The sequence below is a fragment of the Actinoplanes sp. ATCC 53533 genome (genome assembly GCF_003947245.1).
Genome location: NZ_QHHV01000084.1, coordinates 1 through 14,096 on the forward strand (window position 1 = coordinate 1; position 14,096 = coordinate 14,096).

13 protein-coding genes and 1 pseudogene are annotated in these 14,096 nt (G+C 70.4%); 12 read left to right on the plus strand and 2 right to left on the minus strand.

Annotation, left to right across the window (positions count from 1 at the left end):
* Nucleotides 1–865, minus strand: an 865-nt coding sequence (locus tag DMB66_RS64065) for a helix-turn-helix domain-containing protein (protein ID WP_158647374.1), incomplete at its 3' end; no start/stop codon positions are given.
* 478 nt (nt 866–1,343) lie between these two features.
* On the opposite strand from DMB66_RS64065, the gene DMB66_RS26845 reads away from it, so the two are divergent.
* The 12 genes from DMB66_RS26845 to DMB66_RS26900 all read left to right on the plus strand — a co-directional run bounded on the left by DMB66_RS26845 (nt 1,344) and on the right by DMB66_RS26900 (nt 13,022).
* Nucleotides 1,344–2,246: a glycosyltransferase family 8 protein gene (locus DMB66_RS26845; RefSeq protein WP_158647375.1), complete on the plus strand. Its 903-nt coding sequence runs from the start codon at nt 1,344–1,346 to the stop codon at nt 2,244–2,246.
* A complete protein-coding gene (locus DMB66_RS26850) occupies nt 2,243–3,787 on the plus strand; it encodes a glycosyltransferase family 2 protein (protein ID WP_125806888.1) in 1,545 nt (514 codons plus the stop codon). The genes DMB66_RS26845 and DMB66_RS26850 overlap by 4 nt, the downstream gene beginning before the upstream one ends.
* Nucleotides 3,784–4,386 carry an AAA family ATPase gene (locus tag DMB66_RS26855; protein ID WP_125806889.1) on the plus strand — a complete coding sequence of 201 codons (603 nt, stop codon included), beginning with the start codon at nt 3,784–3,786 and terminating at the stop codon, nt 4,384–4,386. Before DMB66_RS26850 ends, DMB66_RS26855 begins: the two co-directional genes overlap by 4 nt.
* The gene (locus tag DMB66_RS26860; RefSeq protein WP_125806890.1) at nt 4,383–5,339 is read left to right on the plus strand and encodes a Gfo/Idh/MocA family protein; all 957 of its coding nucleotides are present in this window, start codon (nt 4,383–4,385) and stop codon (nt 5,337–5,339) included. Before DMB66_RS26855 ends, DMB66_RS26860 begins: the two co-directional genes overlap by 4 nt.
* Entirely contained in the window at nt 5,336–6,301 is a 966-nt protein-coding gene (locus tag DMB66_RS26865; protein WP_125806891.1) for a phosphotransferase family protein, read from the plus strand. Before DMB66_RS26860 ends, DMB66_RS26865 begins: the two co-directional genes overlap by 4 nt.
* 4 nt (nt 6,302–6,305) lie before the next feature.
* Entirely contained in the window at nt 6,306–6,698 is a 393-nt protein-coding gene (locus DMB66_RS26870; protein WP_125806892.1) for a cupin domain-containing protein, read from the plus strand.
* Nucleotides 6,691–7,896, plus strand: a complete 1,206-nt coding sequence (locus DMB66_RS26875) for a DegT/DnrJ/EryC1/StrS family aminotransferase (RefSeq protein ID WP_125806893.1) — start codon at nt 6,691–6,693, stop codon at nt 7,894–7,896. The genes DMB66_RS26870 and DMB66_RS26875 overlap by 8 nt, the downstream gene beginning before the upstream one ends.
* 24 nt (nt 7,897–7,920) lie before the next feature.
* The gene (locus DMB66_RS26880) at nt 7,921–9,006 is read left to right on the plus strand and encodes a zinc-binding dehydrogenase (protein WP_125806894.1); all 1,086 of its coding nucleotides are present in this window, start codon (nt 7,921–7,923) and stop codon (nt 9,004–9,006) included.
* A gap of 179 nt (nt 9,007–9,185) precedes the next feature.
* Nucleotides 9,186–10,238: a phosphotransferase gene (locus tag DMB66_RS26885; protein WP_125806895.1), complete on the plus strand. Its 1,053-nt coding sequence runs from the start codon at nt 9,186–9,188 to the stop codon at nt 10,236–10,238.
* Nucleotides 10,239–10,295: 57 nt separating this feature from the next.
* Complete coding sequence (gene fxlM / locus DMB66_RS26890; protein ID WP_125806896.1) at nt 10,296–11,831, plus strand: methyltransferase, FxLD system; 1,536 nt, start codon at nt 10,296–10,298, stop codon at nt 11,829–11,831.
* Nucleotides 11,832–11,874: 43 nt separating this feature from the next.
* Nucleotides 11,875–12,537 carry a hypothetical protein gene (locus tag DMB66_RS26895; RefSeq protein ID WP_125806897.1) on the plus strand — a complete coding sequence of 221 codons (663 nt, stop codon included), beginning with the start codon at nt 11,875–11,877 and terminating at the stop codon, nt 12,535–12,537.
* A gap of 14 nt (nt 12,538–12,551) precedes the next feature.
* Nucleotides 12,552–13,022 (plus strand): hypothetical protein, encoded by a 471-nt coding sequence (locus DMB66_RS26900; RefSeq protein ID WP_125806898.1) that lies wholly within the window; start codon nt 12,552–12,554, stop codon nt 13,020–13,022.
* Between the two features lie 506 nt (nt 13,023–13,528).
* On the opposite strand, the pseudogene DMB66_RS26905 reads toward DMB66_RS26900, so the two are convergent.
* Nucleotides 13,529–14,096: pseudogene (locus DMB66_RS26905) on the minus strand (hypothetical protein); the annotation flags it as partial.

Below are 14,096 nucleotides of genomic sequence, written 5' to 3' on the forward strand. Positions count from 1 at the left end.
CTTTGGCGTCACCGGTTGCCGCCAGGGCCTGTGCGAGTACGTCAGCGGCCCAGTGGCGGGTTGACAGCGCGCTGTTGCCGTTGCGGGCCAGGCGAAGCGCGAGTCGCAGCATGGGTACCGCGTCGGCGTGCTGGCCGCCGTAGACGCTGACGTAGGAGTGCCTGATCATGGCGCAGGCCCACAGGTCAGCGGCATTGGCTTGCTGCGCGGCGGAGGCGGCTATGGCGTAGCAGTGTTCGGCGTCGCCATGCCGGTTGAGATCGAACATGACCTCGCCGGCGATTTGGTAGGCGTCGGCGAGCATGGTGCAGATACTCGTGCGCATGTCGAGGTGCTGCGGTCGGACCGCGGCGTCGGTCAACCGTCGGATCTGGGATCGAACCTGTGCGTAGATCGTGCTCTTGGGTGATGCGACGGCGAAGTCGGCCCACAGTTTGACGTTGGCTCTTTCCAGAGCGGCAGCGCGGTCTCTATCCAGGGGCGATTCGGCGGTTCTGTGATCGAGTTCAACCGTGAGGCTCGGTGCTTCGTCGGCAGCGGTCATGGCCGCCGCCGACGTACCGATCAGACGCAGAAGTTCGCGGCGATTCACATGGATCTCCACTTCCGTCTGGTCACGGTCGCAGGTGCAGGTGCACACGGCGCCGGCCGGAACACCGATCGGGATGTCCTCATTGAGGATCGTGGCGCTACCCACTTCCAGCGCACCGGCGATGGCGTCCAGCGTTGCCATTCTCGCACTGTCCCGGGTGCCCTGCTCCAGTCGGCGGACCGTGTCGAGGGAGCAGCCCGACTTGTCGGCAAGACCCTGTTGCGTTAAACCCCTGACGCGGCGCAGGGCCCGGATCGCGTCGCCGTTGATCATGGTGATCCTTCCCGGCGCATTCAACTTGTAACGAGGAATATAGCCCCCCGTTCGTGCGCCCAGTGTGTCCGCGCGGCGCGGGTAGGCCAGGGTGTCATACCTGCCGACACAGTCGCCCCGCTCCGGTATGCCGCTACAGCCCTTCTCTGACGGCCGCTCAGAGAGCAGCATCAGAAGCGCCAGACGAAGGGAAGCGCCCCGCGAGGTTGGCCTTCCGATCGCCAGGTCAAGACGCAGTCTCGGCGGGTTCAGATTCACACCACCGGTCCCGCCGCGATCCACAGCCGCTCGGCGCGCCACACCATCGGCGCCATTGTCCGCACCGAGACGACAACAACGCGACAGACACTGACGGCACCGATCCGCACCGAGCGCACCGCTGCCGATGGGCGGCTGTGGACGGTTGGCTGCGCACGTTCCCCGGCCGGGCTGTTCTGCTCGCGCCGACGTTGGTCTACGACGGGAAGGTCTATCGATCATGTCATCGGATTCCGGTGTGGACGCGGCGGCAGAAGACCGGCTGCCGCCGATCGTCTGCGGTGTCGATCAGCGGTATCTCGTCGCGTTGGGCGCCCTGATGGCGTCGATCGCGGCCGCGCACCCCGGCGCGGTGTCGCAGTTGCGCCTGATCGTGTTGCATCACGGGTTGGGCCGCGCCGATCGGGCCGTGATCGTGCGTTGGGCGGCCGAGCTCGGGCTGGCGGTGCAGGTCCGGTCGGTGACTGACGTCGCGGACCGGTATCCGGTGTCGGGGTGGGTCAGCGCGGCGGTCTACCTGCGGCTGGCGATTCCGGAGGTGTTGGGTGAGGAACCGCGGGTGCTGTACCTGGACGCCGACACGCTGGTGGTCGATGACCTACGGCCGCTGCTGCGGCACCCGCTGGGCGACGCGGCTCTGGCCGCGGTCCGGGACCCGCAGAATCCCGCGATCGGTTCCGGGATCGCATTGCCGGGTTGGCGGCGGCTCGGCCTGCCGTACGGGCGGGACTATTTCAACTCCGGGGTGTTGCTGCTGGATCTGGTGGCGTGCGCCCGCGACGACATTTTCGGCCGCGCCCGCCGGTTCCTGACGCAGCATCCGGACGAGGCCCGGCTGTGGGACCAGGACGCGCTCAACGTCGCCGCCGGCGACCGGTGGGTGCGCCTGGACCGGCGGTGGAACACCTTCGCCTTCTCCGGGCTGTCGCGGCTGCCGGGGTTCGTGCACGAACGTGACGGCCGGCGGCTGCCGGTGCCGCAACTGGTCGCCGAGGAGGACACCGCCGCGGTGCTGCACTTCGCCGGCCCGGTCAAGCCCTGGCACGACGACTACCCGCCGGGTCCGGCCCGTGACCGCTACCGCCGTTTCCTCGCCGCGGCGCCGGTAGTAGGTGCGCGATGAGCCGGCTGTGGCGCAACCCGCTGTGGTGGGCGGTGGCCGCGACCGCAGCCCGGCACACGGCCGGGGCGTGGCAGCTGCGCCGCACCCTCGCCTACCTGGACACCCGGCCCGCCGACCCACCTGCGGATCCCGATGGGACCGGCCTCGGCTCGGTGACCCTGCACATGGTCATCCCGGTGCTGTGGGAACAGCAGCATGTCGGCCCGGCACTGCGCTGGTTCGCCGACCTGCTGGCGCAACTGCCCGGCTCGACACTGACCGTGGTCAGCAGCAGCCGAGAGGACCACGAGCGGACGGTGCTGCTCGATCAGCTCACCGCGGAACCGGCACGGCCAGTGACCGCAGCCCGCTTTCCGCAGCTGGACGACACCATCCTCAAGGAGCTGCAGGCGACGCAGCAGGCCGGCATCTTGACCCGGCCGGCCGCAGCCGCCGCGCTGGAGCGGATACCCGGCACCGGTGAGGTGGTCGCCGCCCTTCTGGCCGGCGGCGCGTTCGACACCACCCGGATCCGGCACGTTCGCTACGACGGGCCGGGACGCAAAGCGGCCCAGGTCAACGCGGCCGTGGCCCGGCTGACCGGCGTCGGCGACCGGGACTTCGTCGCGGTGTACGACGTCGATTCCCGGCCGGAACCAGCGCTGCTGCAGCGCACCGCCGCGTTCATCATGCACCGCGCGGCCGCGGATGGGGAGCTGCCGTGTGTCGTGCAGCAGTCGGCCCGGTTCGTCACCGCCGGAACCGCCGGCCAGGGCTGGCAGCGGGCGGTGTCCCGTGGCGGTGCCCGGCTGCAAACCCTGTGGACGCTGCGCCGCGAGATCCCCTCGTTCCGCCGGTACGCGCATGTCACCCGGCAGGACCGGCCGGTGCTCGGGGTGCTGCGGCGCGGGCTGGCCCAGACCGTCGGGCACGGCCTGCTGATCCGCCGCGACATCCTGCTTCGTACGGGTGGGCTGCCCGAGTTCACCACCCTGGACGACCTGCCGTTCGGGTTCCGGCTCACCGTCGACAACATCCCGGTCGACGTCGTCCCGGCCCTGGCCACCGCCGCGGCCCCGGAACACCCCCGCGACCTGATCGGGCAGCAACGCCGCTGGTTCGGCAACTACCTCGACTACCCGGCCTGCGCCGCCGCAGCCCGCGCGGCGCGGGCCGGCACACCCGCCGGGCGCGCCGGGGCGCTGAGCGTGGCCGCTTACCGCGGTGCCGCCTGGGCTTTCGCATCGGCGGCGACCGTGGCGTGCACAGCCGCCGTGGTGACGCCGCGGACCCCGGCGCCGGTCCGGGCCGTCGCCGCCGCCGCGCTGTGGCTGGGCTGCGTCACCCCGACCCGGATGCTCGCCGCGCACGACCGGCGCACCGGCGGCCGACAGGTTCCGCCGGGTCTGCTGCAGCAGACCGCCGCCTGCGCAGAGGTCTATGCCGCGTACCTGCTGCGCAGCATCGGCCCGCTCGCCGCGCTCAGCACGGCCGTTCATCGCCGGCCGGTCGGGCTGTCACCGAAAACCCACCACCGGGCCGCCCTCGAGGAACCGCGATGATCATCGGATTGGAAGGGGTCAGCTGCGTCGGCAAGAGCACCCTGGCCGCCGCGCTGGCCGCCCAGCTCGGCGAGGTGCTGATCGTGCCGTGCTACCACCACGTCGCCCCGCACCCGTCGTCGCGACCTCGGCTGGACGCGTTCACCGCCCCCGCCCAGCTCGCCAACGTGCGGATGCTGATGCGCCTGGAAGCTTTGCGGCATCGCCAAGCCGCCCGGGCCGCCGCCGCGGGCCGGCACGTTCTACTCGACCGCACCATCGACACGGTCCTCGCCCACGCGCACGCCGTCGGACGGATGGCCGGATTCGACTGTGACGCCGCCGCCCGGGACCTCGTGCTGGCCGGTCCGCTCACGGTGCCCGACGTGACCCTGCTGCTGTTTGCCTCGCCCGCGGTTCTGGCCGCCCGGGCGGCCAGCCGGGTCGACATGCCGAGCATGCTCTACGCCCCGCCGTTCGCGGTCGGCTTCTACGACCACTTCGCCGACCGGCCGCTCACCGGGCACTGTCACTGGCTGGATGCCACCGTCGCCGCCGAGCAGGTCGTCGAGCATGCGGCAACGGTCATCGACGCGCGCCTGCCCGGGGTGCTGGCATGAACGCGGTGATCATTGGCTGTGGGGTCATCGCGTCGCGCTGGCTGCGAACCCTGAACGCCGACCCGCGCATCCGCGTCGTGGCGGTCATCGACCCCGACCTCACGCGGGCGCGAGCGCTGGCCGCACGCTACGGCGTACCCCGCGCCGCCGCGACCCTCACCGAGGCGGCCACGGCCGGTCCGGTGCAGGTGGCCGTCAACCTCACCCCACCAGCCGCGCATGCTGCGGTGACCCGGCACGCGCTACGGGCGGGGCTGCACGTGCTGACGGAGAAGCCGCTCGCGTTGGCTCTCGGCGACGCCGTCGATCTGATCACGACGGCCCGCACGAGTGGCCGGGTCCTCGCCGTCATGCACAACCGCGTCCTCGACCCGCAGTTTCAGCCGGTCGTGGCCGACTGCGCCGGCCGCAGCGGACCGCTCGCGGTCACCGCCGACGTGATGGTCGACCTCGCCGACCCCGGGTTCCGCAGCACCCAGCCGTACCCGGTGACCACGGACCTGGCCGTGCACGCCTTCGACCAGATCCAAGCTCTGATCAGCGCCGCCCCGGTCCAGGTCTGCTGCACCGAGACCGGTTTGCCGTTCCTCGGCGCCCACGCCTCCCTGGCCACCATGACGATCACGTTCGCCGACGGATCGGTGTTCTGCTACCGCGGCGGCTTCACCGGTCCCGGCCTGACCACCTCGGCCACCGGCACCTGGCAGGTCCATGGCACACCCCTCGACCCACCGGTCAGCGCGCCCGACGCGACGCCCGGCTACCAGCGGTGCATCACCGCGATGATCGACATGCTGCACACCAGCCCGGCCGACACCGGCTGGCCGATCACCACGCTGCGTTCCATCGCTCTGCTCGACGCCGCCCGCCGCTCGGCAGCCACCGGCCGGCCGGTCACCGTGGCAGCCGTACCGCACCCGCCGCCGACGCCCACCAGCAGCAGGCGGCCGTGACCACCCCGGACCCCGGCGGCCTCGACCCGGGCGACATCGACGCCGCCGTCGCCGACATCCTCGAGGCGGCCGGCGTCGACCCCGGACATACCCCGCTGCTGGCCCGGCACGGCGGCCTCGACCACACCGTGTACGCCACCCGCACGCCAGAACATCAGCTGCTGGTCAAAACCGTGGCGGGGGGCCCCGGCCGGTTCCCGGCCGCGGCGTGGGCCGCCGCCACCCTCGCCGCCGCCGGCATCCCAGCGCCGCGGGTGCTCGGCTACACCTCTCGGGTCTGCGTCGAAACCCGCTGCCCCGGTCGGGCCCTGGACACCACGGATGACCTGCCGACCATGGGTGCCGTCGCCGCGGCCGCCGGGGCACTGTTGCGGCGCGTGCATGCCATCACAGTCAGCGGATTCGGGCGCCTCGACGCCGCCGGCCGCGGCACCCACCCGGACCTGCGGGCCTGGCTGCTCGACCGGCGTCCACCACCCGCGTCCGCAACGCCGTGTCGGGCACTGCTCGACGAGGTCCACCACACCCTCGCCGAGCACCCCGGCCAGCTCGCCGCCGCCGGGGCGCGGCTGCTGCACGGCGACTGGGCTGCCCGGCACGTCATCACCGCCGACGGCCGGGTCACCGGCCTGGTCGACCTGGCCAGCGTTCGCGGCGGTGACCCGCTCACCGACCTCGCCGCCTGGTCCCTGCAAGAACCCGCCGCACTCACCCGCGCCCACTTCACCGGCTACTTCCGTACTCCGCCCGACAAAGCCGCCCGCACCGCGTTGACCCTCTACCGGCTACGGATCGCCGCCAGCCTGCTGGCCGTGCACACCACCGGCAACGACACCGTCCACACGCTGCTGCGAGCGCGGCAGCTCCGCGCCGACCTCGAAGACCTGGCCCGCGGCACCCCGCGCGCGGTACCGCGCATCTGTCCCGGACCGCTCCGAACCGCCACTCAAACTGTGAGGTGACCTCATGCTGCTGATCCGTACCAGAGACCGGGAACGGCTGACCCCCAACACCATCCCCGAGGGCTACCCGGCCTCCTCCGTCGGACGGTTCCGCATCCGCACCGACGGCACTGCTCGCTTCGACCGGCACCACCACCACGTTCCGGAACTCTGGTTCGTCGCCGCCGGAGCCGGCACCGTCACCATCGGCGACCAGCAGGTGAGCGTCGTAGCCGGCGACATCCTGCACACCCCCGCCGACACCGACCACGACATCATCGCCGTCCGGCAGGAGTTGCTCGTCTTCTGGTGGACCGCGCCGCTGCCCGACGGGGTCAGCGGCGCCCACCTGCACCGCACCGGTGAGCAGGCCGCCAAGCACCTCGTCACCGTCGACCGGGAGCCCAACCATGCCTGACCCTGGTTCGACGATTCCGGCGGTCACCCTGCCGTTTCCCCGTGCCGTCAAGTACGGGCCCGACGATCATGCGGCCGTGGCCGCCCTGCTCGATCAGGGCCGGCTCTCCGACACCGGCCGCGGCCCGACGATCGCCGCCTGCGAAGATGCCTTCGCCGCGGCCACCGGCACCTGGCACGCGCTGTCCTTCAACTCCGGCACGGCCGCTCTGCAGGCGGCGCTGCACGCGGTCGGTGTTACGCCCGACGCCGGCGTGGCCATGTCCCCGCTCACCTGGATCTCCGCGATCCTCGTCGCGCTGCACGCCGGCAGCTATCCCGTGTTCAGCGATGTCGAACCGGGATCGGTCAATCTCGACCCGGCCGCGGTACCGGCCGGCTGCGGCGCCGTGCTGGTCACCCACGCCTGGGGCACCCCCGCCCGCATGGACGCCCTGCTCGCCGCCACCGACCAGCCGATCGTCGAGGACTGCTCGCACGCGCACGGCGCCCGCTACGCCGACCGCCCACTCGGGTCCTGGGGTGCCGCGGGCTGCTTCTCGCTGATGGAACGCAAACCCGTCTCCGCCGGTGAAGGCGGCATCCTGACCACCAACGACCGGCGCGTGTACGAGCGGGCCATGACCGTCGGGCACCACCCGCACCGCCTCGCCGCCGAACTCACCCAGCCCGACCTGCTGGCGCTGACTAGCACCGGACTCGGCTACAAGACCCGCATGCCCACCCTGGCCGCCGCCATCGCCCACACCCAACTGCGCGCTCTGCCCGCCCGAGCCGTCGCCGCCGAGTCCAACCTCGCCGAACTCACCACGGCACTCGCCGCCACCGGCGCCCCGATCGGCGCCCCCGTCCTGGCGCCGGGCTCCGTACGCGGCTGGTACGGCACCCCGTTGATCATCTCCGAGCCGGTCACCGACCCCGACACCCTGTACGACGCCTTGACCGCGGCGCGGCTACCCGTGCGGCGGCTGTACGACGACTGGCTGACCAGCCCGCTGCTCGCCGACCCCGCCCTGCTGCGGTCCGCGTTTCCGCACCTGAGGCACACCCCATGGACGGCACCCGACCCGCACGCCTTCCCCGGCTACCAGCAGGCCCGTCGACAAACCGTCCTTGTCAAGATCCCCGACGTGCCCGCCGCCGACTACATGCACCAGGTCGCCGCCGCGCTCACCGCCTGCCTGCACCACCACGTCTAAACCCGCTGACCGAGGGAGACTTCCGTGCCCCACCCCGCGCTCGCCGCTGTCATGCACATCCCGGGGAAGCCGCTTGAGCTGCAGACGATCACTCTGGCCGATCCCGGCCCCGGCGAAGCACTCATCCGCACCATGAGCACCGGGATCTGCGGCACCGACGTGTTCTTCGCCGACGGCCGCTACCCCTACCCCACCCCCACAGTGCTCGGTCACGAGGCCGCCGGCATCGTCCAAGCGCACGGCCCCGGCACGGCCGACGTGCACGTCGGTGACCGCGTCATCGTCTGCGACCAGAGCTTCTGCGGCCGTTGCGCCAACTGCTTGTCCGGACAGATGGTCTATTGCACCGACCCCAGCCTCAAACAGCGGCAACGCCGCCGGATACACATCGACGGCCACCCGGCCCGGCAGTACCTCGGCGTGTCCTCCTTCGCCGAGTTCATGCTCGTCGACACCGCCAACCTCATCCCTCTGCCCGCCGAACTGTCCTTCGACGCTGGCGCCCTCCTGTCCTGCTGCGTCACCACCGGCACCGCCGCCGTCTTCAACATCGCCCGCCCGCAGCCCGGCACCAGCATCGCCGTGATCGGCTGCGGCGGCGTCGGCCTGGCCGCCGTCCAGGCCGCCCGCATCGCCGGCGCCGCCCAGATCATCGCCGTCGACCCACAACCTCACCGCCGGGCCCTTGCCCACACCCTCGGCGCCACCGACGTCATCGACCCGAGCACCACCGACCCCGTCGCCGCGGTCACCGAGCTCAGCCACGGCGGCGTGCACCGCAGCATCGAAGCCGTCGGAACCATCGCCACCGCCACCCAAGCGTTCCGGATGCTGCGTCCCACCGGGCACGCCACCATCCTCGGGATGCTGCCGGCCGACGCTGACCTGCCCCTGCCCGCCGGGCTGCTGCGCCACGGCCGCAGTATCACCGGCACCGTCATGGGATCCGTCCGCACCCGCCACGACATCCCCCACTACGCAGCCCTCGCCACCAGCGGAACGCTGCGCACCGACGACCTGGTCACCACCCACCACCGCCTGACCGACATCAACGACGCCCTCGACGAAGCCCGCCACCACCGCGGCGCCCGCGCGGTCATCACCTTTTAGCCGGGGTGGCACTACCCCGCCGGCCCGCCCACCCGGTTTCCTCGTTCAGGTGGAGACTCCTTGCCGCACCTGCGGGCCGCCACGCACAGCACCACGCTCGGCTACCATCTCCCCGACGCCGAGCAGGCGACCGAAACCTCATACCTGGATGACTCACCTCCACCACACAGGGAACCCGGATGAGCACAACCGACGACGTAGAGGTCGAATCCCTGGCGCCACCACACCTCAACATGATCACCGCGGCGTTCCGCGTCGGCTCCGCGACGAAGGTGTCCTACCTGCCGGACGGCCTGATGAACCGCAACTGGCATCTGATCACCGACAGTGGCGACTACGCCCTCAAACGCATCATCGACATCCCCGCATCAACCGCCCGCCGCAACCTGCACGTCCTTGCTCACCTCGCCGACCGCGGTGTCCCGACCTGCCGACCTCTGCGAACCCGCGACGACGACCCTGTACTGGTCGTCGACGGCCACGCCTACTGCCTGTTGCCGTGGATCACCGGCCACCACCTGCCCGGACCCGCTCTCAGCCCCGAGCAGGCCACCGAACTCGGCACCGTGCTCGGACGAATCCACCAAGCCCTCAACCACCCATTACCCCCGGATGGCCTCGACCCAGCCGACCAAGCCCTCCAAGCAGCCGTCACCGCACCTGAGGACGCGCTCGCCACCGCGGACCGCTACCTGCACGCCGCCTCGGCCGCCCACGACGCCTTCGGCCAGCAAGCAGTCGGACTGCTGCAGCACCGCAAACGGCTCATCGCCGCACACACCACCGACCGGCCGACCAGCGATCAACCCGCCGGCCCAATCGGATGGACCCACGGCGACCTGCAACACCGCAATGTCCTCTGGAACCAGGAGGCGCACATCGCCGCGGTCATCGACTGGGACCGCATCCGCATCCGACCCTTCGCCGAAGAAGTCGCCCGGACCGCCACCATCCAGTTCGGCAGTGAACAAGGCGTCCTGGACCTCACCCGGACCGCTGCCTTCGTCTCCGGTTACCGCAGCGTCATCACAATGTCCGACGACGACCTGCTCGACGGACTGCACCGCCTCTGGTGGAAACGCATGTCGGACTTCTGGCAGCTCGACTTCCACTACGACCGCGGCGACGACAGCTGCGACCACCTCTTCCTCGCCAACGAGGAGTTCCTGCACTGGTGGACCAGCCGCCGCAGCGAGGTACAAGAAGCGTTCGTAGGTTCTCATCGCCGATGACGGGCTCGCCTGGCCACAGAACGTGCGGTAGTCGCCGACGGCGAACCCCCAGCGCAGATGGTCGCCGCTGTCGAGCAACTGCTGCTGTTTGCGGCGGACGCGCCCGGCAGCCCGCTGAGCGATGCGCCCGCTTGGGCCACCGCCGTACAGGAAACGGGCCGTCGTCTCGCGGAACTCGCCGCAGCTGGGACGCTGACCCGTGGCCTGCGTGCCGTGATCACCCACCACCTGATGTTCCTGTTCAACCGACACGGGGTATCCGGCGCAGACCAGTACCAGCTCGCTACCGCGGCACGCCACGCGGTCTTCGACTCACCGGGTGAAATCCGGGACACCGCCAGCAACATCGCCGCCAGCAGCGGCGGCCCCGCTAGCCTCGGCGCGGTGACCGACACCCACACCACCCACGCCGACAACAGCGCCCGCCTCCGCCACGAACTCGCAGACTGGATCAAGGGCCGCGGCACGTTCCGCACCCCGATGGTGGAAACCGCCTTCCGCACCGTGCGCCGGGAACTGTTCCTCCCCGAAGTGCCCTTGGACGTGGCGTACGGCCGCACCCCTGTCGTCACCCGACGCGACGACGCCGGCATGTCACTGTCGTCGGCATCCGCCCCGAACATGGTCGCGACCATGCTCGAACAACTCACCGTTCACCCCGGCCAGCGCATCCTCGAAATCGGCGCGGCCACCGGCGTCAACGCCGCGCTGCTTTCCGAGCTCACTGGCGTAGACGGCACCGTCGTCACGATCGAGTTCGACCCGGCCTTCGCCGCCAGCGCCGCCGAGCATCTCACCGCCGCCGGATACCCGCACGTGACCGTCATCGCCGGTGACGGCGCGCTCGGACACACCGACCAGGCCCCGTACGACCGGATCATCGTCACCGCAGGCGCGTTCGACCTGCCACCGGCATTCTGGAACCAACTCACCCCCACCGGCCGGATCGTCGTCCCGCTGCGCCTGCACGGCAGCGGCCTGACCCGCTCACTCGCGTTCAACCGCACCGGCGCCGGGCGGCTCGTCGCCGACGGCGCGGTCGTCTGCGGGTTCGTCCCGATGCGCGGCGTGACCGAACGCGACGAGCAGCGCATCAACCTTACCGACGACGTCGTGTTCCGGGTCGAATCAACCGACCAGCCGGACCCGGCTGCGCTCACCGACGGGTTCGGCCAGACCCGTCACGAACAATGGACCGGCATCACCGCCCGCTACGACCATGACCCGGCCGACCACCTCGACCTGTGGCTGCTTACCCACGCCACCGCCCGGTTCGGCCGGCTGGCTGTCACCGCCGAGGCCCGCTCGGCGGGAATCGATCCGGCCCGCCGGTGGGGCGGCGCCGCCCTCTACGACGACGGCACGGTCAGCTACCTCGTCACCCGAGACCTGAGCGACGACGTCGCCGAACTCGGCGTCGTCGCCTGCGGGCCCCAGCACGGCACGCTCGCTGAAACCACTGTCGACCTGCTGGCCGAGTGGGACAAGTCCCGTCCGGGTCAGCCCACCGTCACCGCGTACCGCAACCCCGACTCGGTCAGCACCGCACGCTACTTCGCGCGCCCGTACACCACTCTCACCGTCACGTGGTGAGGTCACCGATCTGATCCACCCCTTCCAGGGCAGGAGCGGAACCATGCCAGCAGCCACCCGACCGGCACCAGAACTCACCGACCTTGCCGCCCTGCGATTTCCGCTCCTGCCCCGCTCCAAACCCCTGTGCCGGTCCCTGCCCGAACGCGTCGAACGCATCCGGCGGAGCGCCGAAACCGCGCAGCACCACCGGTCAATCGATCACGCCGCGAAGGCCCTCAACCTGGCCGCGCTGATCTACAGCGACTGCGCGATGCCAGACGCCGCCCAGGCGCTGTGCTGGCGGCAGTTCGAGGCCTTCACTAGCGGCGGCCCGTACGACGAACCCACCGCGAAGACCGCCATCCAACCACTGATCAACATCGGCAGACTCCACACCAGAGTCGGCAACGGCACCACCGCCTACCACGTGCACCAGGCCATGTTCGAAGCCGTCCGCCGCAACGCCCCCACCACGATCGACGGCCGGACTGTCGATCTCGGCGCCATCGCCCGACCAGGCGATGCCCGACGAGCGCTCGTCGAGGCGTTGTGGATGGTGCTGCTCTCCGACGGCCTCAGGGCCCTCTGCCGCGCCGGCCGGTGGGATCAAGCCCATCAGCAGGCCCGAGCCACCACGGGATCGGCGACCGGCTGCTGGACGGTCGACAAATCGCGATCATCTCGGCAGCCACCAGCGGCGGACACCGCGAGGCGCGAACGCTGATCGACACCGCCGTCGTGACCGACCCCTGGGAAATGTGCGTCGCCGCGTGCTTGAGCGTTCTCGCCGGCAGATTCGCTGGCGCCGACATCAACGCCGACGTCGACACGATGCTATGTGCCTATGCCGCGCTCGATGCCCCACCCGAGCACACCGTCTTCCTCATACGGGCTGGCCTTACCGTCATCGGTCTCGCCGGCCACCACGACACCCAAGCCGTCGTCGGCAAAATCGAACAGATCATCGCAGGCGACCTGGACGCCTACCCAGCAGCGGAACTACTCACCCAGTCTCCGACGCTGCCTTACAGCCGCAATATCAGCGCCGCCCTCACCGAGACGATCGCCGCCGCAGGTCTCGGACAGCCCGTTCCCGCCGACCTCGACGCAACACTCACCACGGCAGCGAACACTGCGATCGACACCCTCAGACAGATCATCTCGGCCAGCTCACCAACCGCGGAGCCTGCAACCAGTTCGTGCTCGTGAAAGCCTGGCGGGGCCACAACAGTAGCTGACTGCAGCTGCTGCTCCCCGACGTGACGGACGTCTTGGCCCTCCCGGGGAAGCCGGGCACCACAGGGGTCGGAACTCGGTGGAGGCGAGTTGCCCGTTCGTGTCGTCATGACGTCGACGGCGGATGACACTGGCTGAATCCGGTGCCGTCATACCTGCGAGATCGCCCTACTGCCATTTTCGGCGTCACCTCGCTGCACCCCACCAGTGGCCGTCCGGCCCGCGTGGGTGCCCGGTGGCCTGCTGCGTACGGCGCCCCACCGCCCGTAGGTGTGGCCGGCGCCGCGGGGAGTGACCTCGCCGGGCAACACAAGGCTCCGCCTTCGAGACCGGCTGCGCAACCACGACCTTCAGGCCTGTGGATAACTCGTTGTGTGGCTGTCGTCGCCTGGTGACGTGCTCCCGCAATCCGGCGGGCGGTAGCGTCGGCCCCGAGACCGCCACGCGTTCGACCTGCTGCATACCAAGAGGCGGAGCCCTCACCCGATCTCGTTGTCGATCAGACCGAAGCGGCCATGATCCGGGTCTCGGGTAAAGCGCACGGCGATGTGAGGCTCGGCAATCGGAGGCGGGGTGTTGTCGACGATGACGATCTGAGCACCTCGACCCGGACCGTCCAACCACGAAAGCACATGCTGATAGAAGCGTTCGACGAGATGAACGTCTGCGAACTCCTCGTCGTCCGCCGCAGCCTTGCCGCCAAGGTTCTTCTGCGGAGTGTCGATGAGCAGGAAGCCTGGGTGGTGGGCACCTGTCTCGTAACCGACCTCGAAGATCGCCAAGATCCAGGCAAGGCTCTGAAGTACCTGACCACCGCTGGATGCGGAGGTGAAGGGTCGCAACCGCGCTGAGGGCACAAGCTTGGTATCAATGGCCCCGGTGTTGTTGTGCTTGGGGTAGCCGACGTCATTGAGGATCTGCCGGAACCGAGCGCTCAATGCTGCGATTACGGCGTCTCGATCCGGTCGGTCAGATTGGCCTCGGCTCTCTCGTCGCAGTTCGGCGAGCTCGCCGGCCATCTGTTCGGTCCGCCGCCGACGCACGTGC

Excerpts from the sequence above, each read along its gene's own strand:
- DMB66_RS26845 (WP_158647375.1), top strand. The coding sequence starts at position 1,344 with ATGTCATCGGATTCCGGTGTGGACGCGGCGGCAGAAGACCGGCTGCCG.
- DMB66_RS26850 (WP_125806888.1), top strand. The coding sequence starts at position 2,243 with ATGAGCCGGCTGTGGCGCAACCCGCTGTGGTGGGCGGTGGCCGCGACC.
- DMB66_RS26855 (WP_125806889.1), top strand. The coding sequence starts at position 3,784 with ATGATCATCGGATTGGAAGGGGTCAGCTGCGTCGGCAAGAGCACCCTG.
- DMB66_RS26860 (WP_125806890.1), top strand. The coding sequence starts at position 4,383 with ATGAACGCGGTGATCATTGGCTGTGGGGTCATCGCGTCGCGCTGGCTG.
- DMB66_RS26870 (WP_125806892.1), top strand. The coding sequence starts at position 6,306 with ATGCTGCTGATCCGTACCAGAGACCGGGAACGGCTGACCCCCAACACC.
- DMB66_RS26875 (WP_125806893.1), top strand. The coding sequence starts at position 6,691 with ATGCCTGACCCTGGTTCGACGATTCCGGCGGTCACCCTGCCGTTTCCC.
- DMB66_RS26885 (WP_125806895.1), top strand. The coding sequence starts at position 9,186 with ATGAGCACAACCGACGACGTAGAGGTCGAATCCCTGGCGCCACCACAC.
- fxlM (WP_125806896.1), top strand. The coding sequence starts at position 10,296 with ATGGTCGCCGCTGTCGAGCAACTGCTGCTGTTTGCGGCGGACGCGCCC.
- DMB66_RS26895 (WP_125806897.1), top strand. The coding sequence starts at position 11,875 with ATGCCAGCAGCCACCCGACCGGCACCAGAACTCACCGACCTTGCCGCC.